General features: G+C 65.9%; 19 protein-coding genes. 9 read left to right on the forward strand and 10 right to left on the reverse strand.

The window, feature by feature from the left end; genetic code table 11:
* Positions 1-36: 36 nt before the first annotated feature.
* Together ACP7DW_RS12900 and ACP7DW_RS12905 are read right to left on the reverse strand one after the other, a co-directional pair.
* Positions 37-816, reverse strand: coding sequence for a DUF6622 family protein (locus ACP7DW_RS12900; protein WP_426085156.1), 780 nt, complete (start codon positions 814-816; stop codon positions 37-39).
* Positions 735-1007, reverse strand: a complete 273-nt coding sequence (locus tag ACP7DW_RS12905; protein WP_034750797.1) for an oxidative damage protection protein — start codon at positions 1005-1007, stop codon at positions 735-737. The genes ACP7DW_RS12900 and ACP7DW_RS12905 overlap by 82 nt, the downstream gene beginning before the upstream one ends.
* Positions 1008-1226: 219 nt before the next feature.
* Here ACP7DW_RS12905 and kdsA point away from each other — a divergent pair, with 219 nt between their 5' ends.
* Positions 1227-2072, forward strand: coding sequence for a 3-deoxy-8-phosphooctulonate synthase (kdsA, locus tag ACP7DW_RS12910; protein WP_071075913.1), 846 nt, complete (start codon positions 1227-1229; stop codon positions 2070-2072).
* A 48-nt stretch (positions 2073-2120) separates the two neighbouring features.
* Here the strand turns inward: kdsA and argA are convergent, their stop codons facing one another.
* Complete coding sequence (gene argA / locus ACP7DW_RS12915) at positions 2121-3431, reverse strand: amino-acid N-acetyltransferase (RefSeq protein WP_046685875.1); 1311 nt, start codon at positions 3429-3431, stop codon at positions 2121-2123.
* A 57-nt stretch (positions 3432-3488) separates the two neighbouring features.
* On the opposite strand from argA, the gene hrpA reads away from it, so the two are divergent.
* Positions 3489-7679: an ATP-dependent RNA helicase HrpA gene (gene hrpA, locus ACP7DW_RS12920; RefSeq protein ID WP_426055613.1), complete on the forward strand. Its 4191-nt coding sequence runs from the start codon at positions 3489-3491 to the stop codon at positions 7677-7679.
* A 108-nt stretch (positions 7680-7787) separates the two neighbouring features.
* Here the strand turns inward: hrpA and ACP7DW_RS12925 are convergent, their stop codons facing one another.
* Entirely contained in the window at positions 7788-8357 is a 570-nt protein-coding gene (locus tag ACP7DW_RS12925; protein WP_426055612.1) for a PRC-barrel domain-containing protein, read from the reverse strand.
* Between the two features lie 239 nt (positions 8358-8596).
* Between ACP7DW_RS12925 and ACP7DW_RS12930 the strand changes: the two genes are divergently transcribed.
* From ACP7DW_RS12930 to ACP7DW_RS12940, 3 genes are all read left to right on the forward strand, one after another.
* Positions 8597-9790 carry an extracellular catalytic domain type 1 short-chain-length polyhydroxyalkanoate depolymerase gene (locus ACP7DW_RS12930; RefSeq protein WP_426055611.1) on the forward strand — a complete coding sequence of 398 codons (1194 nt, stop codon included), beginning with the start codon at positions 8597-8599 and terminating at the stop codon, positions 9788-9790.
* Between the two features lie 280 nt (positions 9791-10070).
* Positions 10071-11285, forward strand: a complete 1215-nt coding sequence (locus tag ACP7DW_RS12935; protein ID WP_426055610.1) for an MFS transporter — start codon at positions 10071-10073, stop codon at positions 11283-11285.
* 89 nt (positions 11286-11374) lie between these two features.
* Positions 11375-13414 carry a GNAT family N-acetyltransferase gene (locus ACP7DW_RS12940; protein WP_426055609.1) on the forward strand — a complete coding sequence of 680 codons (2040 nt, stop codon included), beginning with the start codon at positions 11375-11377 and terminating at the stop codon, positions 13412-13414.
* Positions 13415-13448: 34 nt separating this feature from the next.
* Here the strand turns inward: ACP7DW_RS12940 and ACP7DW_RS12945 are convergent, their stop codons facing one another.
* The gene (locus ACP7DW_RS12945; protein WP_426055608.1) at positions 13449-14714 is read right to left on the reverse strand and encodes a putative Na+/H+ antiporter; all 1266 of its coding nucleotides are present in this window, start codon (positions 14712-14714) and stop codon (positions 13449-13451) included.
* Between the two features lie 206 nt (positions 14715-14920).
* Between ACP7DW_RS12945 and imuA the strand changes: the two genes are divergently transcribed.
* The 4 genes from imuA (at position 14921) to ACP7DW_RS12965 (ending at position 18660) form a co-directional block, all read left to right on the forward strand.
* Complete coding sequence (gene imuA, locus ACP7DW_RS12950; protein ID WP_426055607.1) at positions 14921-15631, forward strand: translesion DNA synthesis-associated protein ImuA; 711 nt, start codon at positions 14921-14923, stop codon at positions 15629-15631.
* The gene (locus ACP7DW_RS12955) at positions 15561-17048 is read left to right on the forward strand and encodes a Y-family DNA polymerase (RefSeq protein ID WP_426055606.1); all 1488 of its coding nucleotides are present in this window, start codon (positions 15561-15563) and stop codon (positions 17046-17048) included. The genes imuA and ACP7DW_RS12955 overlap by 71 nt, the downstream gene beginning before the upstream one ends.
* Positions 17049-17127: 79 nt before the next feature.
* Complete coding sequence (locus ACP7DW_RS12960; protein ID WP_426055605.1) at positions 17128-17832, forward strand: glutathione S-transferase N-terminal domain-containing protein; 705 nt, start codon at positions 17128-17130, stop codon at positions 17830-17832.
* Between the two features lie 69 nt (positions 17833-17901).
* The gene (locus ACP7DW_RS12965) at positions 17902-18660 is read left to right on the forward strand and encodes an alpha/beta hydrolase family protein (protein WP_099762723.1); all 759 of its coding nucleotides are present in this window, start codon (positions 17902-17904) and stop codon (positions 18658-18660) included.
* Between the two features lie 67 nt (positions 18661-18727).
* Here the strand turns inward: ACP7DW_RS12965 and ACP7DW_RS12970 are convergent, their stop codons facing one another.
* From ACP7DW_RS12970 to ACP7DW_RS12990, 5 genes are read right to left on the reverse strand one after another with little or no spacing between them, the layout of a single operon-like run.
* Positions 18728-19078 (reverse strand): hypothetical protein, encoded by a 351-nt coding sequence (locus tag ACP7DW_RS12970; RefSeq protein WP_071076056.1) that lies wholly within the window; start codon positions 19076-19078, stop codon positions 18728-18730.
* A gap of 42 nt (positions 19079-19120) precedes the next feature.
* On the reverse strand, positions 19121-22324 hold the full coding sequence (locus ACP7DW_RS12975) for a CHAT domain-containing protein (RefSeq protein ID WP_426055604.1): 3204 nt from the start codon (positions 22322-22324) through the stop codon (positions 19121-19123).
* Positions 22321-23997, reverse strand: coding sequence for a caspase family protein (locus tag ACP7DW_RS12980; RefSeq protein ID WP_426055603.1), 1677 nt, complete (start codon positions 23995-23997; stop codon positions 22321-22323). The genes ACP7DW_RS12975 and ACP7DW_RS12980 overlap by 4 nt, the downstream gene beginning before the upstream one ends.
* Positions 23994-24608, reverse strand: a complete 615-nt coding sequence (locus tag ACP7DW_RS12985) for a hypothetical protein (protein ID WP_426055602.1) — start codon at positions 24606-24608, stop codon at positions 23994-23996. The genes ACP7DW_RS12980 and ACP7DW_RS12985 overlap by 4 nt, the downstream gene beginning before the upstream one ends.
* Positions 24601-25209, reverse strand: coding sequence for an RNA polymerase sigma factor (locus tag ACP7DW_RS12990; protein ID WP_426055601.1), 609 nt, complete (start codon positions 25207-25209; stop codon positions 24601-24603). Before ACP7DW_RS12990 ends, ACP7DW_RS12985 begins: the two co-directional genes overlap by 8 nt.
* Between the last annotated feature and the right edge of the window lie 239 nt (positions 25210-25448).

The raw sequence follows: 25448 nt of genomic DNA on the forward strand, positions 1-25448 counted from the left end.
GATGATAGCCGGCGTTCGCCGGCGTTTGCACCTGTCTTACACGGCGGCCCCTTGCGGGCCGCTTGTCATATGCGCCTGGCGGTACACGCTCACCGTGCGCAGCAAGCCGCCGAGGAAGATGCCGCTGAAGCCACCGTAGGCGAGGCAGACGGGCACGCTGAAGCCGCTCGCATGGGCATACGCGGGCGCGATGGCCAGGGTCACGGCAACCGCATATTTCATGCAAAAAATACTCATCATCAGGATCAACGGCAGCCAGCTGCCGGGGCGCTGCACGCTGCCCCGTTGGGGAATGGCCACGATCTTGCGCGCATCGGCCAGCGTCCACGCCAGCGCCGCACCGGCCACGGCGCCGGCGGCCCAGGCGAATGGCGCGCTGCCGGCCAAGCCGAAGCTGCCGTATACGCCGCTCAGGGACAGGGCAAGCATGACCAGGGGAATGATGCACAGCTTGCGCAAGCTCACTTCGCGCGCGCGGCTGGCCAGCACGCCCCGGTACACGAGAAAGCCCAGGATGGCCCAGACGTACAAGGGAGTGTGGCTGAAGATGTGCTGCAACATGGTGTCCGCCTTGGTGTGAGGTTGTCGATGGACGTACTGTGCCAGCAGGCGGCGTGGGCGGCGAGCGCTGTGCGACGAAACGGGGAGGCGGTGCCGTGAAACGGCGGGGCAGGGCGTGAAACGCAGGTGAAACTGCCCGTGACGCGGCGGCCACGGGCGGGCATGCTTGAAACTTACTCGGTAGGGGGCACGTAACCCATGGCGGCATCGGCGCCATCGCCGAAGAAATGCTTTTCCATCTGCGTGGCCAGGTATTTGCGGGCGCGCGCATCGGCCAGGTTCAAACGGTTTTCATTGACCAGCATGGTCTGGTGCTTGAGCCAGGCGGCCCACGCTTCTTTCGATACCGATTCGTAAATCTTCTTGCCCAGTTCGCCCGGGTATGGTGGGAAATCGAGTCCTTCGGCTTCCTTGTTGAGTTTGATGCAGTGGATCGTGCGGGCCATCTGTGCTCCTGAATCAATGTAGAGATAAAGCGTGATTATAAGGCACTTTGCGCCTGCCCTCGCGGGGCCGTCGCGGCCCGGCCACGCGCCGTTTGCCATGCCCTTGCGCTGGATCAAATTTGATCTGCGCCGCCCTAGCTAGTAAGATGCCTTATCACGCCAGCCGCTGGCTGCGCCTCGTCCAAGCAAGTAGTAGCAATTAACCAATATGGAATCCCTATGACCTCAGTGAAAGTCCATGGCATCGACGTCAGCAATACCGGCAGCTTCGTGCTGTTTGGCGGCATCAACGTGCTCGAATCGCGCGATCTCGCCATGCGCGCCTGCGAAGAATATGTGCGCGTGACGCAAAAACTGGGCATTCCCTATGTGTTCAAGGCCAGCTTTGACAAGGCCAACCGTTCATCGATCCATTCCTACCGCGGCCCGGGCCTGGAAGAAGGCATGCGCATCTTCCAGGACGTGAAGGCGGCGTTCGGCGTGCCCGTGATTACCGACGTGCATGAGCCATGGCAGGCGCAGCAGGTGGCCGAGGTGGTCGACGTGCTGCAGCTGCCCGCCTTCCTGGCGCGCCAGACGGACCTCGTCGTGGCCCTGGCGAAAACCGGTAAAGTCATCAACATCAAGAAGCCGCAATTTTTGAGCCCTGGCCAGATGGCCAATATCGTCGAGAAATTCAAGGAAGCGGGCAACGATCAACTGATCTTGTGCGACCGCGGCACGTGCCTCGGCTACGACAACCTGGTGGTCGACATGCTGGGCTTTGGCGTCATGAAGAAGACCTGCGACGACTTGCCGATCATCTTTGACGTCACGCACGCGCTGCAGCAGCGCGACCCCGGTGGCGCCGCTTCGGGCGGCCGCCGCCAGCAGGTGGCGGACCTGGCCCGCGCCGGCCTGGCCGTCGGCATCGCCGGCCTGTTCCTGGAAGCCCATCCTGACCCGGACAACGCCCGCTGCGACGGCCCCAGCGCCCTGCCGCTGGACCAGCTCGAACCGTTCCTGGCGCAATTGAAGGCGCTCGACGACCTGGTGAAATCGTTCGCCCCGCTGAACATCAAGTAATGGTGTTTCAGTAAAGTAAAAGCCCGGCATGCCGGGCTTTTTCACGTGTTACAGGGTCTTGATGAGGACTTGGGATTTGCGCTGCCAGTTATACATATGCTGGCGGTCCTTCGGCAAATCGTCGACGGTGGCCGGCACGAAGCCGCGTTTCTTGAACCAGTGCGAGGTGCGCGTGGTCAGCACGAACAGTTTGTTCAGGCCGGCGGCACGCGCGCGGTTTTCCATGTGTTTCAGAATGCGCTCGCCGTCGCCCTGGGCTTGCACTTCCGGGTTGACCGTCAGGCATGCCATTTCCGCCATCTTCTGTGCGGGGAACGGGTACAGCGCGGCGCAGCCGAAGATCACGCCATCATGCTCGATGACGGAGAAATAATCGATTTCGCGCTCGATCAGCTCGCGGCCCCGCTTGACCAACGTGCCGTCCGCTTCCAGCGGTTCGATCAGTTTGATGATGCCGCCCACGTCTTCGATGGTGGCCTGGCGCAGGCTTTCCAGGTTTTCATGGCTGATCATGGTGCCCACGCCATCATGGGTGAACAATTCCAGCAGGGCCGAGCCATCCATCGAGAACGGCACGATGTGCGAGCGCTCGACGCCGTTGTGGCAGGCCTTGACGCAATGCTTCAAATAAAACGCCGTGGCGTCCGGCAAGAAGCCGGCCATCAGCACGGCTTCGGCCTGGTGCGACGACAGTTCGCGGATTTCCACGCCCGTGGCGTCTTCCATCATCGGTGTTTCCGTGATGAAAATCAGTTTGTCCGCATGCAGGGCGATGGCGGCGCTGCAGGCCACGTCTTCCATGGTCAGGTTGAACGCTTCGCCCGTGGGCGAGAAGCCCAGTGGCGACAGCAGCACCAGGCCGTCCGAACCGAGGATGGAATGGATGGTTTCGGCGTCGACCTTGCGCGTGATGCCCGTCAGTTCCAGGTCCACGCCATCGATCACGCCCAGCGGGCGCGCCGTGATGAAGTTGCCGGAAATGATACGGATGGCCGCATGCGACATGGGCGTGTTCGGCAAGCCCTGGCTGAACGCGGCCTCGATATCGAGGCGCAGCTCGCCGGCAGCTTCCTTCGCGCATTCCAGCGCGGCGATGTCCGTGATGCGCACGCCGTTGTGGAAGCGGCCTTCGACGTTACGCAAGGCCAGTTGTTCCGCCACCTGCGGCCGCGAGCCGTAGACGACGGTGACATTGATGTCCAGCGCATGCAGCAGGGACAAATCATGGGCCAGCACCTGCAGCGCCCCGGCGCTGACGAGTTCACCGGGGAAGGCGACCACGAAGGTCTTGCCGCGAAAGGCGTGGATGTAGGGCGCGACGGAGCGCAGCCATTGGACGAATTGGGTAGGGTTTTCCATTAAGCGCATTATAATTCGCTGCGCGATGTGCGCGCTTAAAATACCTGTAAAAAAACAATGTCTTCAGCCAGCAATAAGTCTTCCCCTCTTTCCAACGTTGCAAACGTGCCCGCCAGCGCGGATATTGCCACGCCTGCCGCCACGCCTGCGCAGGGCCGCCAGCGCCCGCCCGTGAGCCAGCAAAGGCAGCAGCCGCCGCGCGCGGAACAACAGAAACAGCAACAGCAGCAGCGCGCGGGAGAGGGCCGGCCGCAGGCCGCGCGCCCGCCGCGCGAGGGGCAGGAAAGCCGCGAAGCCCGTGACGCGGCCCGCGCCGCGCGCGAGGCGGAAAAGGCTTTCCGCAATCCGCTGCCGCCGATCACGTATCCGGAAGACTTGCCCGTCTCGGGCCGGCGCGCCGAAATCGCCAAGGCGCTCACTGAAAACCAGGTGATCATCGTCTCGGGCGAGACGGGTTCCGGCAAGACGACGCAGCTGCCGAAGATTTGCCTGGAACTGGGACGTGGCCAGAAGGGCATGATCGGCCATACGCAGCCGCGGCGTATCGCCGCTTCCTCGACGGCCAAGCGCATCGCGCAGGAACTCGGTACGCCGCTGGGCGAAACGGTGGGCTTCAAGGTGCGCTTTACCGACACCCTGAGCCGTGGCGCCTCCGTCAAGCTGATGACGGACGGTATTCTGCTGGCCGAGACGCAGACCGACCCGCTGTTGAAAAATTACGACACCATCATCATCGATGAAGCGCACGAACGCAGCCTGAACATCGATTTCCTGCTCGGTTATCTGAAACAGCTGCTGCCGCGCCGGCCCGATTTGAAAATCATCATCACCTCGGCCACCATCGATGCGGAACGCTTCTCGCGCCATTTCGGCACGCCGGGAAAACCCGCGCCCGTGATCGAAGTGTCGGGCCGTCTGTACCAGGTGGAAGTGCGCTACCGTCCCGTGGAGCGCGAGCAGGTGGCCATGCCGGGTGCCGCCAACCCTGACAAGCCGGGCCAGCGCACCGCCGCCGCGCGCGAAAAGCGCGACCTGATGGATGCCGTCGTCGATGGCGTGGAAGAGCTGTGCCGCATCGGCTCGGGCGATGTGCTGGTGTTCTTGCCCGGCGAGCGCGAAATCCGCGACTGCGCCGAAGCGCTGCGCAAGCACCATCCGCCGCACGTGGAGATTCTGCCCCTGTTCGCGCGCCTGTCGGCCGAGGAGCAGGAGCGCGTGTTTAAAACCAGCAATGCGCGCCGCATTGTGCTGGCCACCAACGTGGCGGAAACCTCGCTGACCGTACCCGGCATCCGCTACGTGGTCGACGCGGGCCTGGCGCGCGTGAAACGCTACAGCTATCGCAATAAAGTCGAACAATTGCAGGTCGAGCCGATCGCCCAGTCGGCCGCCAACCAGCGCGCCGGGCGTTGCGGCCGCGTCGCCGATGGCGTGTGCATCCGTTTGTACGAAGAGCAGGATTATCTGCTGCGGCCCAAATTCACGGAGCCGGAAATTCTGCGCTCCTCGCTGGCCGCCGTCATCCTGCGCATGAAGTCCTTGCACCTGACGGACGTGGAAACCTTCCCTTTCATCGAGCCGCCGCTGGCGCGCGCGGTGGCCGACGGTTATCAATTGCTGCAGGAACTGGGCGCCGTTGACGAGGTGAACCAGCTCACGCCGCTGGGCAACAAGCTGGCCAAACTGCCGCTCGATCCGCGCGTGGGCCGCATGATCCTGGCCGCGCTCGATAACGCGTGTCTGACGGAAGTGCTGATCGTCGCCTCGGCCCTGTCCGTGCAAGACCCGCGCGACCGTCCGATGGAGCACCAGCAGGCGGCCGACGAGGCGCACAAGAAATTCGCCGATGAAAAGTCGGAATTCTTGAGCTACCTGAAAATCTGGCGCTGGTTCGAGTCCGCCATCGAGCACAAGAAAACCAACCGCCAGCTGCAGGACAATTGCCGCACGAATTTCCTGTCGCAGATGCGCTTGCGCGAATGGCGCGACGTGCATTCGCAATTGCTCACCATCGTCAAGGAACAGGGCTGGCGATTGAATGAGGCACCGGCCACCTATGACAATCTGCACATGGCCTTGCTGACCGGCTTGCTGGGCAATATCGGTTTCAAGGGCGAGGACGAGCCGGGCGCCGGGTATCTGGGCGCGCGCGGCATCAAGTTTCATATCTGGCCCGGTTCCTCGCTGCTGAAAAAGCCGGGCAAGTGGATCATGGCGGCCGAACTGGTCGACACCACGCGGCTGTACGCGCGCTGCGTGGCGCAGATCCAGCCCGAATGGCTGGAAAAAGTCGGCGAACATTTGCTGAAAAAATCGTGGGGCGAGCCGCGCTGGGAAAAACGTTCGGCGCAAGTGACGGCCTCCGAGCGCGCGACCTTGTATGGCCTGGTGGTGTACAGCCAGCGCCGCATCAATTACGGCAATTTCAACTTGCCGGAAGCGCGCGAAATCTTCATCCGCGACGCCCTCGTCGGCGGCGACTTCGACACGCGCGCGCCATTCTTTGCGCACAACCACAAGCTGATCAAGGACATTGAAAACCTCGAACACAAGTCGCGCCGCCTGGACGTGCTGGTCGACGATGAACTGATCGCCGCCTTCTACGATAAATTGCTGCCGGCCGATGTGTGCAATGGCGCCGGTTTCGAAAAATGGCACAAGGAAGCCACGCGCGAGAACCCGAAGCTGTTGTATCTGAACCGCGAAGAGCTGATGCGCCACGAGGCGGCCGGCGTGACCACCGATTTGTTCCCGAAAACCATGTCCGTGACGGGCCTGGAAATGGGCCTGACGTACCACTTCGAGCCGGGCAGCGTGCGCGATGGCGTAACCTTGTCCGTGCCGCTGTATGCGCTGAACCAGTTGCCGCGCGAGCGCTGCGAATGGCTGGTGCCGGGCATGCTGAAGGAAAAGGTGCATCTGCTATTGAAATCGTTGCCGCAAAAGCTGCGTCGCCACTGCGTGCCGCTGCCTGATTATGCGGCGAAATTCTGCGAGCGTGTGCATGCAGCGGGCGTGTTTGGCCGCGGCGATCTTGTCGACGCCATCATCGCAGACATCCGCACGCAAATCACCATCAATGTGCTGACGACGGACTTCAAGCCGGAAACCCCGCCTGCCCATCACTTCATGAATTTCAAGGTGATCGACGAGCATGGCCGCCAGCTGGACATGGGCCGCAATCTGGCCACCCTGCAGGCGGAGTTCGGCGGCCAGGCGCGCCAGAGTTTCCAGAAACTGGCCGAAGTGTCGGGCGTGTCGGGCACGGGTACGCCCGGTGCCAAGGTGGCGGGCGCGCAAGTGGCGTCGCGGCTGCAGGCACAGAGCGCTACAGTTGCAGCAGGCAAGGGCGCGTCCGCCGCTGCGGCGCCGGCATCGCCGAATGCCACCGTCTCGCAGCACATGGGTTTGACGGCCTGGACCTTTGGCGAATTGCCGGAGCTGCTCGAAATCGTGCAGGGCAAGCTGACCCTGATCGGCTTCCCCGCGCTGGTCGACAAGGGCACGCATTGCGACCTGGAAGTGTTTGACGACCCGACCGTGGCCGCGCGCACGCACAAGATCGGTTTGCGCCGCCTGTTCGCGCTGCAAATGAAGGAGCAGATCAAATACGTCGAGAAAAGCATCCCTGGCCTGCAACAGATGGGCATGCAGTTCATGGCCCTCGGGTCGCAGGAAGAGTTGCGCGAGCAAATCATCAACAAGGCGCTCGACATCGCTTGCCTGCAAGATCCGCTGCCGCTGGATGCCGCCTCGTTTGCCAAGCGCCAGGCGGAAGGCAAGTCGCGCCTGGTCTTGCTGGTCAATGAAATCGCCCGCCTGCTGTCGCAAGTGCTGACGGAATTCCACGGCTTGCCCAAGCGCCTGCAGAATATTCCCGCCGCGGCGGCGGCCGATATCCAGTCGCAGCTGCAGGGACTCGTGCATAAACGCTTCCTGACGGAAAACGAGTACACGCAACTGGCGCACTTCCCCCGTTATTTGAAGGCGATCAATGTGCGCCTGGAAAAACTGCGCGCCGACCCCGCGCGCGACACCAAGTTGATGGCCGAATGGCAATCGGCGGCCGCGCCGTATTTGCGTCAGGCCAAGGATCGCCAGGCCGGCAAGAACACGGACCCGAAACTCGTCGACTTCCGCTGGATGCTGGAAGAGCTGCGCGTGTCCCTGTTCGCACAGGAATTGCGCACGCCGATGCCGGTTTCTGCCAAGCGCTTGCAGAAGGTATGGGAGTCGATGCAGCGGTAGGTCGGATTAGCGGGGCGAAGCCACGCGTAATCCGACGCCATCGTTGGCGCGACGGTGGTGCGGTGTCGCTGGTGGTGTCGGATTACGCGGCTGCGCCGCTAATCCGACCTACTCATCATCGCTGAGCGATGAGCGCGAGCCGCCCTGGCCGCTGCCCGTGCCGGCGCGGCTGCCGCTCATCGAGGTGCCGGACATGCTGCCTTCGCTGCCCGATTGCAGGCTGGCGCCGCCGCGCAAGTCGCTGCCCGATGGCATGCGTCCCGCTGCCATGACGCCGCTGCCGTAGCGCGCGCCGCTGCCATAGAACGCTTCCATCTGCTGGTTCCACGCTTCGCTGCCCATGTCGGGCCAGTTGTTCTTGTCGAAGCCGGGGGCGTCTTTCAACTGGTTTTTTTCCACGTTGAGCAGGAAGCGCTTGTTGACGGGGTCCAGGGTCAGGCGTTCCCAGGGCACGGCAAACAGCTTGTCGCCCATGCCCAGAATGCCGCCGAAGGACAGCACGGCATAGGCGATCTGGCCGGTGCGCATGTCGAGCATGATTTCCTTGATGTCGCCCAGTTCCTCGTCGTTGTGATTGTAGACCTCGTCGCCGAGCAGGGTGTCGGCCCCCATCAGGGCCGGCCCCGGGCCGTTGTGGTTGCGGTACATGCCCAGAATGTCGCGGTCCAGATAGCTCATGGTGTTCTCTCCTCGTGTGAAGTGCTGATCGAGTCCCCAGATTATGCAGGCGTACCGGGTCGCGCTTGATCTGCCTCAATCGTGTTCGCGGCACTTTTATCGGTGCGCAAACGAACGGTGTTGTCAGCCAATTGCGGTACTCTATGCGTTCTACGGAGGAGGCCGCACATGCTGACGATGCAACGTTGCAGAGGGATGAACTGGCGGTACGCTCCACCACGACACGCGCGCGATTTGCCATGGTGAAGCCCGCCACCAAGTGGCTGCGCGGGCTATTGCGCGCTGGTAAGGCGCAGCAGCGCACGGCGAGCAAGCTGGCCAAGGTGCTGTTCGGGCCTGTGCCGGCCAAGCCCACGCCTACACCTAAATCCCGCGGCAAGACCGTGGCCAAGCCCAGGCCGACGCCGCGCGCCAGGCCCTCCAGCGACGCCGTGCCCGCGCTGGCGCCGTTTGCCACGCCCCTGTCGCCGCCGCGCGTGCGCAAGCGAACGGCGCCCCCGCCGGGCAAGTGGCTGGCCGCCCACTATGCGCCGTTGCCGGAACTGGGGCAGTTGCCCGGACGGCGCCTGCCTTATTTTTTGTACCTGCCCGACAAGGCGCCCAGCGCCGCCATGCGCAGCCGGGGCCGGCCGCTGCTGGTGATGCTGCACGGCTGCGAACAGAGCGCCACGCAGTTTGCCGAAGGCACGCGCATGAACCGCCTGGCCGAGCGCAAGGGCTATGCCGTGCTGTATCCGCAGCAATCGCTGCGTTCGCATGCGCGCCGCTGCTGGAAGTGGTATGACAAGCTGACGCAGGAGGGCGGCGGCGACGTGCGCCTGATCGTCGGCGCCATCGAGCAAGTGGCGGCCCGCCATGCGATCGACCGCGCGCGCATCTATATCTGCGGCATTTCCGCCGGCGCCGGCATGGCGCATATCGTGGCCCTGAACCATCCCCATCTGTTCGCCGCGCTGGGCCTGCATTCCGGGCCCGTGTTTGGCGCCGGGCATAACCTGATCGGCGCGCTGGGCGTGATGCAGCATGGCGCTGCCGCCCGTGCCGACGCGGCCATCGATGAGGTGCTGGCGCGCCAGCCCGCGTTTCCCCGCCTGCCGACCATCCTGCTGCAAGGGCTGGCCGACAAGGTGGTGCGGCCCATCAACCAGACGCAGCTGGTGCGCCAGAGCGTGCGCGTGAACCGCATGCCAGCCGATACCTTGGTGACGGCGCAGCGCCTGCCGGGCGGCGCGGCGGGCGGGCGCAATCCGGCCCATGCGTACGCGCTGCACGATTATCAGGTGGGCCAGGAGGTGCTGCTGCGCGTGGCGCAGGTCGAGCACCTTGAACACGCGTGGAGCGGCGGCGACGCCAGCCTGCCGTTCAACGACAAGGCCAAACCCGACGCCAGCAAGATGCTGCTCGATTTCTTCGCCAGCCACCGCCGCCGCTAAGCCAGCCTGCCGCGTCGCAACGGCGCGGCAGGCACTGGTATGCATCGCTTCTGCCTTCCCCCATCGCCGGCCGTGCCCTCCTCGGCCCCGGCAGCGCCTGCCGTGCTGCCCTTGATTTTTAAGTGGTATTGCTGCGGTATTTAAAAATCACAAAAACAGGCGATAAAAATCCTAACTGGTATACAATTGGTATGAGTTTTCAGTGTGATCCGTGTCCGCCGCCCCATGCCCCGACGACCGGCACGCACTGACGGCAGCCACCCACGTTACGGAACGCACCATGTCCATCCAGTCCAGGCAATTGCTGTGGTTTTTTGCGTTTTTCCTCGTCTTTGAACTGAATATCTATCTGTCGAACGACATGATCATGCCGGCCATGCTGGGCATCGTCGACGAGTTCCAGGCGGAGGCAAAATTCGTCCCCCTGTCGCTGAGCCTGTATCTGCTGGGCGGCAGTTCGCTGCAGATTTTCCTCGGGCCCCTGGCCGACACGATCGGCAAGCGCAAGCTGGTGCTAACTGGCAATACCTTGTTCCTGCTGGCCACCGTGGCCGTGCCGTTTGCCAATTCCATCGAGCAATTTCTCGCCCTGCGCTTCATCCAGGGCATGGGTTGCTGCTTCATCTTCATCGGCTATGCCATGATCCATGAACTGTTCGACGACATGGCGGCCGTCAAGCTCAGCAGCATTCTGTCGAGCACCACCATCCTCGCGCCGCTGGCCGGCCCCATCCTCGGCAGCGCCATCATCAGCCGGCTGGACTGGCGCTACGTGTTTTTCCTCTCCGGCCTGCTGGCGCTGCTGTCCCTGCTGGGCCTGTTCAAGAGCATGCCGCGCACGGCGCCGACCGTCACGCGCCTGGACCTGGCCGCCATCGTGCGCAGCTATGCCGCCATTTTCAGCAACGGGCGCTTCATGTTCGGCATGTTCACGGCAGGGCTGGCCACCGTGCCCCTGACGGCCTGGATCGGCTTTTCGCCCCTGTTCGTGCTGCAGGAGATGGGTGCCTCCTACGCCACGTATATCGCGCTGCAATGCGTGATTTTGTCCGGTTTTGTGTTCAGCAGCATCGCCATCCAGCGCCTGCGCCAGGATTTCCCCCTCGTCTCCCTGCTGCGCCTGGGCGGACTGATCGCGGCCGCCGGCATGCTGGGCGCCGGCGCGGGTCGCCACCACGTCGATGTGTTTGCGGCCTGCATGTTTGTCTATTCCATCGGCTTCGGCCTGTTCAATGGCGCCCTGATCCGCAGCGCGATTACGGCCAGCAAGGAATCGATGACACTGACGACGGCCGCCATGAGCCTGCTGTACTGCATTTATCTGTCCGCCTGGCTGCAGTTGTACAACGTGCTGTGCCAGCGCTTCGGCTATGCGCTGGAAACGTATGCGCTGCTCAATATCCCCGTCATCGTGGTCATCGCCGCCTGCCTGCTGCTGTTTACGCGGGGCATGGCGGGGCGCCGGGAAAGCGAGGTGCGGCTGGCCCGGCACTGATGGCGCCACGCTGCGCATGCCCCCGCCCCCGCCCTTGTTTTACCTGCTGCGACGTTGATTGACACTCTCCTGTGGAAAATGGTGCGCCCATGAAAATAGATGACCTGGCCTCAAAACACGATCAAGCAAAGATTTTCAGCCTGGAATACGAGTTCCGCATCCACCGGCTGAAACTCGATTACATCACCCTGGCCGATGTGCGGCCAGCCGGTAGCGACCTGGATCAATTGGCCGTGGAGCACGAGGCGGGCATCGCCGCCCTGCGCAGCTTTGTCGCCGGCAATTTTACGTATTTCAATGCGGCAAGCTGTTCCTCGCTCAGCTGCATCCCCACGCGCGCGCTGGGCGACGACGAGCGCTACCTGCACCGCATCTGGATGGGCGGGCCGCTGCCGGCCATCGCCTGTGAAGCGATTGGGCAGTGGGGCGCGGCGCTCGACGAGGTGCGGCACAGCGGCGGCGCGCCGTATGTCTCCATCCTGTGGGTCTGGGATGCGCAGCAATTGCGCCACGATGCGCGTTTCAGCCCCACGGGCGGTGCCGGGCGCTACACGATAGGTCGCTACGCCATCGGCGGCACGACGCTGCATATCAACTCGCTGCGCGCGCTGGCGCTCGATTTCGCACCGGCCCGCTTCGGCATACTCGATACCCTGCATACGCAGCGCTACTTCGCCACCCTGTCCGATTATTTCCGCATCCTTATCATGTGCGAATACGGCGGCATGTATATGGATGTCGACACGATCCCGCACAATCCGGCGACGATTTTCCTGATGAAGCCGGAAGTGCCCGATTATTTCCAGCGCAACGCTGATGACCGCGAAGAGCGCCGGCATGTCAGCTGGATGAATCTGTTTCTCGATGAAACGGGCATGCTGATCGCCAAGAAGAACGATGGGGCGCTGCGTGTGATCCAGCGCAATGTGAACCTCGCGTATGCGCGCATCGGTGGGGAAATTCCCCGTTCCTGCCCGCAATTCGAGGCGCAGCTGTTCGGCCAGTTCTATGCCGAATGGAAGAAAAACCTGGGCGTGACCCTGCTCAGCCATGCCGAGTTCTACCAGCGCTATTGCGTGCTGTATGACGGCGCGCGCGAAGCGGTGGCGGGCGGTATCCGCGGCATGCGCTTGCTGGACGATATCATTACCGAGATGCACATCCCGCTCAGCGACGAGGAGCGGCGCGCATATGCGCGCTGCGTCGCCAGGCTGGACGAGATCGACTGGCAACTCGACGATCCTTTGCGCCTGCCCGACATCGTCGATGTATTCGACATCGAGGAAGTGCCGCGCATGGCGTATGCGGCCCAGCTGCGGGCCGACATCGATCACTTCCACTATTACTCGGTGCTGTCGGACGACCCGCAGCTCGACCGCGTGAATGCCGTCTTTTGCCGCTACCTGCTAACCCGCCGTTCGCAGCAGATTGCCGCCGGCAATTTCTGGCGCCCCACCGTGGGCCGCCACGGCAGCCGCATGCCGGCCATCGGCGATGCCGCGCCGTTGGGTGACGAAGTTCAGGTTCAGGCGGGCTTGCTGTCGCATGCGCCGCTCACGCTGGTGGCGGGCGAGCTGCTGGGTGAAGAGGCGAAGAACCGCATGGCCAAATTGCTGTTTGCCACCAGTTACCTCGAATACTGCTCGTTCGGCAATAAACTCAATCTGCAGTTCGTCGAACTGCAGCGGCGGCAGAACATCGACCCTTACCTGGCGCATATCCACGGCTTGCATGACGAGGACGGGCGTTTCATCGGCTTTTTCACGGCCGCGACGATGGACGAGTTCCAGGCCTGCGGCGCCGTCTCGTATTACCGCGACGACATGAAGGCGCTCGACGATGCGTATGACGCCTTCGTGCTCGCGCACGCGCGCGCCGACGACTGTTTCGTCAGCAGCCTGGCCATCGACGAGAAATACCGGGGCCAGGGTTTATTCAGGCAGATGTTCCATGCCATCCGCGACCTGGCCAGCCGCAAGGGCTGCGCGCGCATCACCCTGACGGTGTGGGAAAAGAGCGAAGCGCTGCAAGTGTATCTGCACAAGGGGTTTCGCAGCGTGGGCACGTTCGACTATGCCTACAGCCTGTTCTATGACCGGCTGCATTTTCTCGTGTACGAAGGCGATTAAAGCGGCGGCCAGGTTGGCCGCCGCACTGCGGTCACTACAAAGCCAGGAAAGCCAGGCCCGCCACGGCCGTGGGCAGCAGGGCGCCGGCCAGCAGGCCGACGGCGCCGATCGATTCATCCTTGAAGCCGCGGCGCAGCAGGGCCACGCCGGCCGGGTTCGGCGCATTGGCGATGACGGTCAGGCCGCCGCCGGCCACGGCGCCGGCCATCAGCATGTATTTCGCTTCGTCCGTCATGCCGACGATCAGCGAACCGAGGTAAGTGAGGGCCGCATTGTCCGTGATCGCCGTCAAGCCCAGCGCGCCGAAGAACAGGGCCAGCGGCTTCAGGCTCGAGACGATGGGCTGCAGCCACCATTGCTGCATGCCGCCCAGCACCACCAGGCCGCCGAGGAAGAAGCCGACCAGCAAGCCTTCCTTGAGGATCAGCGGGCTTTGATAGCGTTCATACGCCTGCACGAAGCCGAGGAAGAACAGGAACAGGCCGATGAACAGCACGGGATGGTGCGCCAGGGTGACCACGCCGGCCAGCACGATCATGTGCACGAGGCTGACGGCCAGCGGCACTTTCGGCGCTTCCACTTCGCCGGCTTTCGGCTTGATGTCGGAGGTGTTGCTGTGCAGGTATTTGCGCAGCAAGATGCTCACGCCCGTGGCATTGACCAGCACGGCGATGGCCGCCTTCCAGCCGAAGTGGGTGGCCATGAAAGCGCTGTCCCAGTTCCACGTGGTGGCCACCATCAGCACGGGCGGCGCCGCGTACGAGGTGAGGGTGCCGCCGATGGAAACATTGACGAACAGCACACCCAGCGCGCCGTATTTCAGCCATTCAGGGATGCCCGGGCGGAAGATTTGCGGCGCCAGCATCAGCGCGGCCAGGGTCATGGCGGCCGGTTCCGTGATCAGGGAGCCCGTCAGGGGCACGAGCGCCAGGCCCAGCCAGACGAGGGCCAGTTCCGTGCGCAGCGGCATCACGCGCGCCACGCTTTTCAACAGGCGCTGCACGGCGTCGAGCACGGGGCGTGATGCGGCCACCACCATGACGACAAAGACGAACAGCGGTTCCGTGTAATGGCGCGACTCGGCATACTCGATGGCCGCATCGCTGCCCGAGACAAAGGCCATGATGATGATCAGGATGAAGGCCCAGAAGCCGAACACGACTTCCACTTCGCCCAGCAAGTGCAGCAGGCCCGCATGGCGGGGATGGCGCCGCGACAATGTTTCAAACGACTTGGCGGCGAAGGTGTGGATGAGCGCAAGGCCGAAGACGATGGCGCTGATGAGTTGGATGGTGGTCAAATGCGTTTCCTTATGGACGGAGGGGGCCGACTGGTACTTTGCCAGACGGTAAGGAGAGTGCTTATGGTACAGCAATCGATGCCAAAAACGGGGTTTTTCGGACATGGCGGGGCGGCCCCGGGCACGCTATCTGACAGATAATCCTTGCCAAAAGCAGGGCTGGATAGTACTGTATATGCATACAGTATTCATCTCTCTATCTAATTATGCAACATTCCGAATTGATGGCCGCGCCGGAAGCCTTGCACCCGTCTTTATGGCGCGCATCGCAGCTGGGGCAGGGCGCCACGCGCTGCCTGGACACGGGCTTTGCCGCCCTGTCCGCGCAACTGCCCGGCGGCGGCTGGCCCAGTGGCAGCCTCATCGATCTGCTGGTGCAGCAGCCGGGCAGCGGCGAATTGCGCCTGCTGGCGCCCGCGCTGGCGCAGCTGCCGGGCTTGCCCATCGTGCTGCTGCAGCCGCCCCATCCGCCGCAGGCGCTGGCCCTGGCCGCGCAGGGTCTGGCGCCGTCGCAACTGCTGTGGCTCAAAAGCGCCGGCAGCAAGGATGCCCTATGGGCAGCGGAAAACATCTTGCGCAGCGGCAGTTGCGGCGCCTTGCTGTTCTGGCAATCGCACGTGCGCGCCGACAGCCTGCGCCGGCTGCACCTGGCCGCGCAAGGCGGCAACACCCTGTTCTGCATGCTGCGCCCCTTGCACGGCGCGCAGGATGCGTCGCCGGCGCCGCTGCGCCTGTCCGTGCGCCCGGCCGCCGGCGGCATCGAGATCGGCTTCATCAAGCGCCGGGGACCGCAGCGCGACGCGCCCCTGTTCCTGCCCCTGCAACCTCCTTCATTATTGCGACGCCATGCGACTCTGGATCGGCCTGTGCCTGCCCCGGCTCCCGCTCGAAGTATTTTGCCCGCGCTGGTCGGCTGACAGTCTCGGCGTGGTGCTGGAGCAGGAGCAAGTGATGGCCTTGTCGCCGCTGGCGCGGGCGGCCGGCATCCGGCCGGGCATGCGCCGCGCGGGCGCGCTGATGCTGGCGCCGCAGGCGCGCCTGCACGAGCGCTCGCCCGAGCTGGAAGCGCAGGCGCTGCAAGCGGTGGCGCTGGCGCTGCTGCAATACTCGCCGCTGGTGGCGCAGGGCGAAGAAGCGACCCTGCTGGTCGATGCTGGCGCCAGCCTGCGCCTGTTCGGCGGCGTGCGCGCCCTGTGCCAGCAGATGGCGGCCAGCTTGCGCGCGCTCGGCTACACGGCCCAGTTGTCGTGCGCGCCCACGGCGCGCGGCGCCTGGCTGCTGGCGCGTGCCGGCACGCGCCGGGGCCGGACCTTGAGCATGGCCAGTCTGGTGCGCCTTCTCGACCGCCTGCCGTGCGCCCTGCTGCCACCCGCGCGTCCCTGGCTCGACTGGTTCGAGGGCATCGGCTGCCGCACCCTGGGGCAGCTGCGCCACTTGCCCCGGCCCGGCTTGCAGCGCCGCTGCGGCGCCGCCGTGCTGGAGATGCTCGACGATGCGCATGGCCACAGCACGGAATTGTTCGTCTGGCTCGAAGCGCCGCCCACGTTTCGCGCCAGCCTGGAATTGTTCGACCGCGTGGAGCACGCCGACGCGCTGCTGTTCGGCGCGCGCCGCCTGCTGCAGCAGATGACGGGCTGGCTGTGCGCGCGGCAATTCGCCGTCGAGCGCATACAGCTGTTGCTGGCGCACGAGCGGGGCAGGGTGGCGCGCGCGCCCACCGTCATCGACCTGGCGCTGGGCGAGGCCGTCTGGCGCGACGAGCATCTGGTGCGTTTGCTCAAGGAGCGCCTGGCGCAGCTGGTGCTGGACGCACCCGTGATCGGCCTGACCCTGGAAGCGCTGCAGGTGCAGCCGATGGCGCCGCCCAGCGAGAGCCTGTTTCCCGAGCCGGGCGGCACGCCGCAGGAGCGCCAGCGCCTGATGGAATTGCTGGTGGCGCGCCTGGGCGTCGAGAATGTCTTGCAGGCAGTGCCGCGCGCCGATTACCGTCCCGAAGCGGCCAACCAGTGGCTGCCGCTGCCGGCCAAGCCCGTTTCAAGAAGCGCGCTGCCGGACTTGCCACCCGGTTTGCCCGGCATGCCCCGTCCCGGCTGGCTGCTGGCGCAACCCATCGCCCTGTTGATGCGCGAGCACCGGCCCTTTTATGGCTCGCCGTTGAAAATGGTGTCCGTCGCCGAGCGCATCGAGGCGGGCTGGTGGGGCCAGTCGCAGGCGCGCGATTATTTTATTGCCGAAGGACGCGACCACGCCCATTACTGGGTCTACCGCGAACGCATCGCCGGCAGCGCAGAAGACGCCGCGCCGCGCTGGTTTTTGCATGGCTTGTTTGGCTGATGCGCTGTCCTGCTGAAACGGCCATGCTTGGCTATACTGGCTTGCTTGCGCCGCGTCAACCACTTGAATAAGGATTTCCATGTCCCAACTTTCCGACTTCCCCATCACCGAAAAATGGCCTGCACGGCATCCCGAGCGCCTGCAGCTGTATTCGCTGCCGACGCCGAACGGCATCAAGGTGTCGATCCTGCTGGAAGAGCTGGGCCTGGCGTACGAGCCGCACCTGGTCAGCTTCGAGCAGAACGACCAGACATCGCCCGCCTTCCTGTCGCTCAGTCCGAACAACAAGATTCCCGCCATCCTCGACCCGGACGGTCCCGACGGCAAGCCGCTGGCGCTGTTCGAATCGGGCGCCATCCTGCTGTACCTGGCGGAAAAGACGGGCAAGTTCCTGCCGCAGGACGCGGGCCTGCGCTATGAAACCATCCAGTGGCTGATGTTCCAGATGGGCGGTATCGGCCCCATGTTCGGCCAGGTGGGCTTCTTCCATAAATTCGCCGGCAAGGACTACGCAGACAAGCGTCCGCTGGAACGCTATCTGGGCGAGGCCAGGCGGCTGCTGGGCGTGCTCGAGCAGCGCCTGCAGGGCCGCGACTGGATCATGGGGAGTCAGTACACGATTGCCGACATCGCCATCTTCCCGTGGGTGCGCTGCCTGGTGGGGTTTTATGGCGCCGGCGAGCTCGTCGGCTTTGGCAATTTCCCCAATGTGCAGCGCGCGCTGGACGCATTCCTGGCCCGACCTGCCGTCATCAAGGGCGTCGACATCCCATCGCGTGGCTAAAACAGCTGTGGCCTGACGGCGCTACAATGCGCCATCGGCCGCGCTGCGCGGCAGCTTTGATCTGAGACAATGAAATCCACCCGGCAAGATTTTCCCGGCGCGCACGGCCATGTGCTGGCGGCGCGCCTCGACGCGCCCGACGGCGCCATCCGCGCCTACGCGCTGTTCGCCCACTGTTTTACCTGCGGCAAGGACGTGCTGGCCGCGCGGCGCATCGCGCAAGGCTTGACGCAGCACGGCATCGCCGTGCTGCGCTTCGATTTCACGGGGCTGGGCGCCAGCGAGGGCGAGTTTGCCGCCACCAATTTCTCGTCGAATGTGGACGACCTGCTGGCCGCCGCCGATTTCCTGCGGGCAAAACATGCTGCGCCGCAATTGCTGATCGGCCACAGCCTGGGCGGCGCCGCCGTGCTGGCCGCTGCCGCGCAAGTGCCGGAAGCGACCGCCGTGGTGACACTGGCCGCCCCCAGTACGCCCGCGTATGTCACGCGCATGTTCAGCGCGCACCTGGAGCAGATTGCCGCCGAGGGCGAGGCGCTGGTGCAACTGGAAGGGCGGCCATTTCGCATCCGCCAGCAATTCGTCGACGACGCGGGCAGCCACAGCCTGAAGGCGCACATCGCCGGCCTGCGCCGCGCCTTGCTGGTGATGCACGCACCGAACGACACGACGGTGAGCCTGTCGAACGCGATGGATATCTTTACGGCCGCCAAGCACCCGAAAAGTTTTGTCTCGCTCGACGATGCCGACCATTTATTGACGGGGCGCGATGATGCGGCCTATGTTGCCAACGTCATCGCGGCCTGGAGCGCGCGCTACCTGGCATAAATCGCCGCCCATGAAAAACGCCGTACCGGCAAGTCGCGGGTACGGCGCAGATGGGGGATAAAGAGGATCAGTCTTCGTCAAATTCGGCCGAAAGATCCTTCCAGCCTTTACTGATTGCAAAGGCCGAAAATTCCTCGGGTGCTTCCAGGACGATCAGTTTCTTGTCTTGCAAGCCCAGGTCGCCGTGGCCGAAATCGGGGCCCACGTAGCCGAGGCTGCGCAGGCGCGCCAGGATGTGGCCGACCAGGGTCTTGTCCTTGCAGGCGCCCGCTTCGAGCGGGGCGGCGAAATCGACGTAGACGTCGATGATGCCGTAGCCTTCGTCGAAGATGCGGATGGCCTTGATGTCGTGGGCACGGCCGGAGCCGTCGATGGCCTTGAAGGGGCCGCTGAGCTGGATGTCGGTGTCATTGTTCATGCCGCCAGCATACACCAAAAACGGCCTTCCGTCGTGCGGCGCTCAGGAGCCGAGCAGGATGAAACCGGCCCAGTAGAAGGGATGGCCGCGCGTCTGGCCGCTGCCGCCGGCAGCGTCGAGCGGCGTCAGGCCCCGCGTCGCCGTGACGGCGTGCCGGGAGGCGCGGATCTGCCGCAACTGCGCCTGGCGCAAGGCTTGCGGCTTGCCCTTGCCTTGCGCCAGCGCCGCATAAAAATCGCCCATCAGAGTAGCCGTCGACTGGTCCGACACGCGCCACAAACTGGCCAGCACATTGCGCGCGCCGCGCTGGCGGGCCAGCCAGGCCAGGCCTTCCAGTTCGCGTCCGGTGGCATCGGTGCCGGCCGGCACGGCCGTTTCGCAGGCCGACAGGGTGAGCAGGTCCAGGCCGGCGAAGCGGTAGCCGTCCTGCGCCAGTTCCGCCAGGCTGAGTTTGCCGCCATCGCCCAGCAGCAGGTAGGAGTCCGCGCCCGCGCCCGAGCGCAGCACGAAATGGCTGGCGATGTGCACGCTGCTGTTGGCGGGCAGTGCGCGCTGCAGCGCCGCGCCGGTGAAGTCGCCATCGAGGTAGATCTGGCTGGGGATGCGCGCCGCGTGTCCGATCGCTTGCACGGCGCGCAGTTCGCGCTGCACGAAGGGCAGGGCCGGCAGTTCGCCACTGGCGCGCGTCTGGCCGAACAGGGCAAGCGATGGCGCGCGGCGCGGCGCTGCTTGCGCGCCGGCCTGTTCGCCATGCAGCGAGACGGGCAGCCGTTCGACCAGCCAGCGGCGCCCGTCATGCAGCATGGCGAACGGCAGGTAGCGCAAGACGCCGCCCAGCGACAGCGACAGCGAGGTGGCGCCGTCCAGTTCCCGGCTGGCCGGCGCCAGCAGCAGCGCATACAGCGCCTGCGCATCGGCGCGCGCGTCAAGTCCCGGATCTTGCGCGCTGCGGCGCAGGCGGGCGATGCGTTGCGCCAGCGCGCGCTCGTCGATGGCCACGTCGTGGATGGTGCTGCCGCTCCGTCCGCCGCGCTGCGCGACGATGCGCAGGCGCGTGTCGGTAACCAGGTAAGTCAGGTGCAGCACGCCCCGCTTGAGCGGTTCGGCCCGCGCCATGCCAGCCTTGCCTGCCGGTGCGGGCGTGGCCACGCTGCCGGCAGGCAGCGCCGCCAGCGCCTCGGTGGCGCCATCGAGCAGCAGCGCCATGGCGTCGTTTGCCCGCCGCCATGCGTCGTCGGCTTGCGCCACGCCCTGTGCCTGGCGTTCGCGCGCCGCGGCCAGCGCCTGGGCGCCTGCGCGCAGGGCGGCGGCGTGCGCTTCGAGCTGGCGCTGCCATTCGCCCTCCGCGCCCGTGTAGCCGAGGCGCGTGGCGCGCGGATCGGGGGCGCTGCGCACCAGGCTGTGGAATTCGTCCTCGCGTACCATGGCCAGCACGGTTTCCGCTTCGTGGATGCGGCGCTGGTCGAGCAGGCGGTCCGCCAGCTGGCCGTAGGCGGCGCGTTTTTGCCGCACAAAGCCCTGCCGCAGCGGCACCGGCAGGCTGGCCGTGCCGGCGCGCGTGGCTTGCAGCGCATTGACCGCCTGCTTGCCGAGGAAAATGCCGGCCGCGTCCGGTTCCAGCGCGCCCAGCTGCGCCGCCGCCCGCGCTTCGAGCATGCTCTGTTCATGCGCCATGCCGATGGCCAGTGCGCGTGCCGCCTGGGACCGCGCCGTGGCGGTATCGCCCGCGCGCGCATTGAGTCCGGCCGCGTCCAGCAAGGCCTGTGCATGGGCGGGATGGGCCGCGCCGCGCGAGGCGGCCAGTTGCTGCGCCATGGCGCCCGCCTCGCGCGCCAGCGCCTGCAATTCGGCCGCGCCGATGCCGGGGTGCTCCGCGCGCGCCTGCAGGCGCGCCTGGCGCACCGTGTCGAGCATGCCGGCCGTGGCGGGAGGCGTTTGCAGCAGCCGCGCCTCCAGGCCGGCCAGTGCCGTTTCCGCCGCGTCCTGGAGTCCCAGCGCGGCCTGTGCCTGCGCCGCCAGCAGCAGCGCATCGGCTTCGTCGGCCGGCAGCGCCTGGCCGCCGGACATGGCCAGCCGCGCCGCCGCCTGCGCCGCTTCCAGCGCCTGCTGGTACTGCCCCAATGCCATGCGCGTGCCGCCATGCGCGAGCTGGTGCGCGGCGCAGGTGGCGGCGGCCTCGCCATACACGGCGCGGCAATGTTCGAGCGCGGCGGCGGCGGCCACTTCCGCGCGGCCCAGCTGATTGTCCGCCAGCGCCGTCAGCGCCACGTCCTGCCAGGCGCTGACGGTGTTGGCATGGCGGTCGCCGAACAGGGCGCGGCGGATGCGCAGGCCGTCCTCCGCCTCCTGCCATGCCTTGCCGCTTTCGCCCAGGCGCAGGTGGATGCCGCTCAGGCGGTTCAGGGCCACGCTGGCCTGCATCGAGTCGGCCCCCGAGCGCTGCACCGCCATGGCCAGCGCGCGCTGGGCGAACGCCAGCGCCTGGCGGTCGTTGCCGCTCAGGGTGTACCAGTTGGCCATGTCGGTCACGCTCGTTTGCGTCTCGGTGCGGTTTTCGCCGAAGGCCGCCAGGCGTATCCGGTAGGCGCGCTCCAGATAGCCGTAGGCTTCTTCCATGCGGCCCATGCGCAGCAGCAGCACGCCCACGTCGCGCATGCCCCACGCATGGTCGGTGCTGTCCTCGCCCGAGGTGCGGGCCCACGTTTCCATGGCTTGCCGCGCATACGGCAGGCCGCGCGCATATTCCTTGGTCTGCAGCGCCACGCCGGACAGGTTGGACAGGCTGGTGCCATACGATACCGTGTCCTTGCCGATCAGACGGGCTTTCGCCGCCAGCGCGATGTCGCCCCATTGCCAGGCCAGGTCGAAGCGGCTCCACTGGCGGTACAGGTACATCAGTTCGCTCGGGTAGTACATGTTTTCGCGTCCGGGATCGCCGTCGTCCAGCGCCTGGCGGATGGCCCAGCCTTCCAGCAAGGCTTGTTCGCTCTCGGCGTAGCGGTTGAGCATGTGCAGGCTCTGACCCACGCCCAGCAGGCCGGTGGCGATGCCGGCCCGGTCGTCCGCCGCGCGGCAGGCGGCCACGCTGCGCTGGAACAGGGGCAGCGAGACGGCCGGCTGTTCCTTGTCATTGGCGTCGTTGGCCTGCGCCAGCCATGGCGCGATGACGGCCTGGCAGGTGCCGGCCGATGCCGTTTGCGGCAAGGCCGATACGGCCAGCAGCAGGCCCAGGACGAGGCGCCTCATCGGACGGAGCGCCAGGACAGCCGGGCCACCTGGGCCTGGTCGGGATTGCCCGCTTCCGCCACGGGAACCGCAACGTTGGCCGCGCCGCGCGTGGCTGGCAGGGCCGGCAACGCTTCGAGGATGGCGAAGCGGCGCGGCAGGGTGCCATTTGCCGCCGGCGCCGCCACCAGCGCCAGCCATTCCACGCCATAGTGGGGGCCGCTGACGACGAAGCTGCGCTCGAAGCGGCTGATGCCGGCGCCGATGGCGGGCGGCATGCGGTTGCTGTCGCCGTCGAGGGCCGGATAGATGCGCGTGGCGGGGCCGTCCAGCGGCAAGTGCGCCAGGCCCAGGTCGACGGAAACGGCGCTGCGGTTTTCCACGCTGAGGCGGATGCGCGTGCCGGCCGGCAGCACGCCGAGGTCGCCATCGGCGAATGCCAGCTGGCGCGGCGCCTTGCCCGGCAGGGTCAGTTCGATGCGCGCGTCGAGCAGGGGCGGGCCAGGCGTGGCGGGCAGCGCCAGCAGGGCGGCGAGACGGCCCGGACGTATCGATCCCGCAGGCAGCGGCGCGGGCGTGCGGCTGGCCCAGCCCGCTGCGGCGCCGACACTGTCCGGTAGCAGCGTCAGCCGCGTTTCTCCCCAGCCGACCGTGGCGGCGCGCCAGTGCGCACCGGCCTGCCGGAACAGGTCGCCCTCGCGTATGCCGTCGAGCAGGCCATACGGCACATGCCAGCCCTGCGCATCGCGCTGCACGGGCCACAGCGGCGCAGGGCCGCTAGCGCCACCCTGCCACAGCGGTGCGTCGAGCGCCCCCGCATACACGGGCGAAGGCCAGGCGGAGCGGGGCAGCTGGTAAGCCTGCAATGCGCTCTTGTATTGCTGCGTGGCGCCGCCGGCCCACATGGCATAGGTGTGTGGCTGGCGCTGCAAGGCGGCGATGACGGCCCGGGTAAACAAGCCCGCAGCCAGGCCCGGCGTGGCGGCCGCAGCGGCTTCCGGCGTGCGCTGCTGGGCTTCGGCGGCGAAAAAGGCGACATAACGGGGCCGCGCCTGCGGTTCGTCTGGTGGCGTGCCCTTGCCAGGGGCCGGGCGCCAGCCGATGTCGCTCGCCGCCAGCCCCCGCCACGCCAGGCCGTCGCCGCTGCGCGTGCCCGCCGCCGCATGGCAGGTATCGAATATGGCCACGACCTGTGTCTGCCGCGCGGCAAACGCATCGATGGCGCGCCCCAGTTCGCTGCTGCCGATGCCGCCATCGAGCTGCCGCCCCTGGTGGCTGACCTGGCTGTCGCGCGTCAGCAAGCGCGTGCGCCGTCCTTGCGGCGCGGCCGCCTGGCCCGGATAGACGGGCAGCAGCACGCTGTGGCCCGACCAGTACAGCAGCAGGACATCGTCCTTGCCCAGCGTCTTTTCCAGCTGCGCCAGGCGCGTCAGGATGGCTGCGCGCGTGGGCGCCTGGCTGGCGCCCGCATCATCGGCCAGCCTGTAGATATGTTCATCGGCGAAACCCTGTTGCCGCAACGCCGCGCGCATGGCGTTCACGTCGGCCGCGGGACCGGCCAGCCAGCTGCCGCGCGGCATGGCGGGCAAGGCGCCCACGCCGATCAGCAGCGCGTGGCGTTCGCCGGCCAGCGCCGCGCCGCTCAGCAGGTAACTCAGCAGTAGTGCGCGCCCCCAGCGCCGCCTGTTTTTCATGGCGCCCCTGGCGCGCTGGCGAGCGATGCCGCAGCCACCACGCCGCTGGCCCGCAGGCTTTGCAGGGCTGCGGGCGGATCGGCCGCATCGAGCAGATAGCCGTGGTCAGGCAGGGGGCCGGCGACGATGCCTGCCTGTGCCTGCTCCAGCGCAGCCGCGACCTGGGCCATGCTGGCGGTAGGCAGGAATTGCACGCGCAGGCTGGCCGGCGGCGCCACTGCGCCCGGCACGCTGCGCCAGCGCAGTTGATCCGCCGGGGCAGGTTGCTGCCACAGCAGCCATGCCTGGCCTATGCACAGGCTGGCCAGTGCCGTGATGGCCACTGGCGCCAGTGCCGGCTGCGCCAGGCGCTGGCAGCAGCGGCGCCAGAAGCCGGGGCGTTCGAGGCGACGATGCAGTTGAGCCAGGCCTGCGGCGGGATCCATGCTGGCCGCTTCGGCCTCGATGGCGGCGCGGATCTCGCCCAGCCAGTCGGCATCGGCGGCCCAGTGCGGATCGTGTTCCAGCCTGGCGGCGATGCGGCTGGCCACGTCTGCGGGGGCATGGCCATTCAGGTAATCGGGCAGCATCTCGCGCAGCGCCTGTTCCTGAGGATCGATGGACTCAGCCATGGCGGCCGCCTTCCTGAGCAAACCAGCGCTGTATGCACTGGCGTAAGTTGATGCGGCCATGAAACAAGCGCGTCTTGACGGTGCCTTCCGGTGCTTGTTGAATATGGGCAATATCGGCCACCGACAGGTCGTCGAGGGCCCACAGGGTCAGGCTTTCGCGCTGCATCGGGTTGCGCAGACGCAGCAGGCATTTCAGCACGGCATGGCGCCGTTGCAGACTTTCCCTCGCCACCTGTGGTCCCGGATCGTGTTCCGCCTGCTCCTGCTCCTCGCTATCGCTGTCGAGCGGCACTTCGCGTGCCAGGCGCTTGCCATGGCGGCGGATCTGGTCGACCGCCTTGTTGCGGGCCAGGGTCAGCAGCCAGGTGCCGAACGCCACCCGGCCGTCGTAGCGCATGGGCGCGCGCCAGATATCGTGGAACACGTCCACCGTGACTTCGTCGGCGACCGCGTGCACATCGAGCCCCGAGCCCGATAGCTGCAGGCGCGCAAACACGCGCACGCGCGGCGACCAGGCGCGGTACAGGGCGTCCAGCGCGCGCTGGTCGCCCGATGCCATGGCAGCGAGCAGTTCGGCGGGATTGACAGGCAATGCGCTCATGGTAGCGGGGCAGGGGCAGGTTGAATGGGACGGCAGGCATTTGCGTCGTGGCAATTATAGCATCGGGGAAATAGTGCCGTATTGGTAAGAGGGAGGCCAGCAAAGGCGTGGGCGCAGGGGCTGGCGCAATGTCATTGCAAAAAGATTGAACCGGATGGCGATGCGTTGCGAACAAGAGCATGAAGGGCCGCATTGCAGCTGGTCCGCCAAACCGAAAAGGACAGTCCCATCATGAGAAA

The sequence above is a fragment of the Janthinobacterium sp. PSRC1-1 genome, from assembly GCF_049897525.1.
GTDB classification, from domain to species: domain Bacteria; phylum Pseudomonadota; class Gammaproteobacteria; order Burkholderiales; family Burkholderiaceae_D; genus Janthinobacterium; species Janthinobacterium tructae.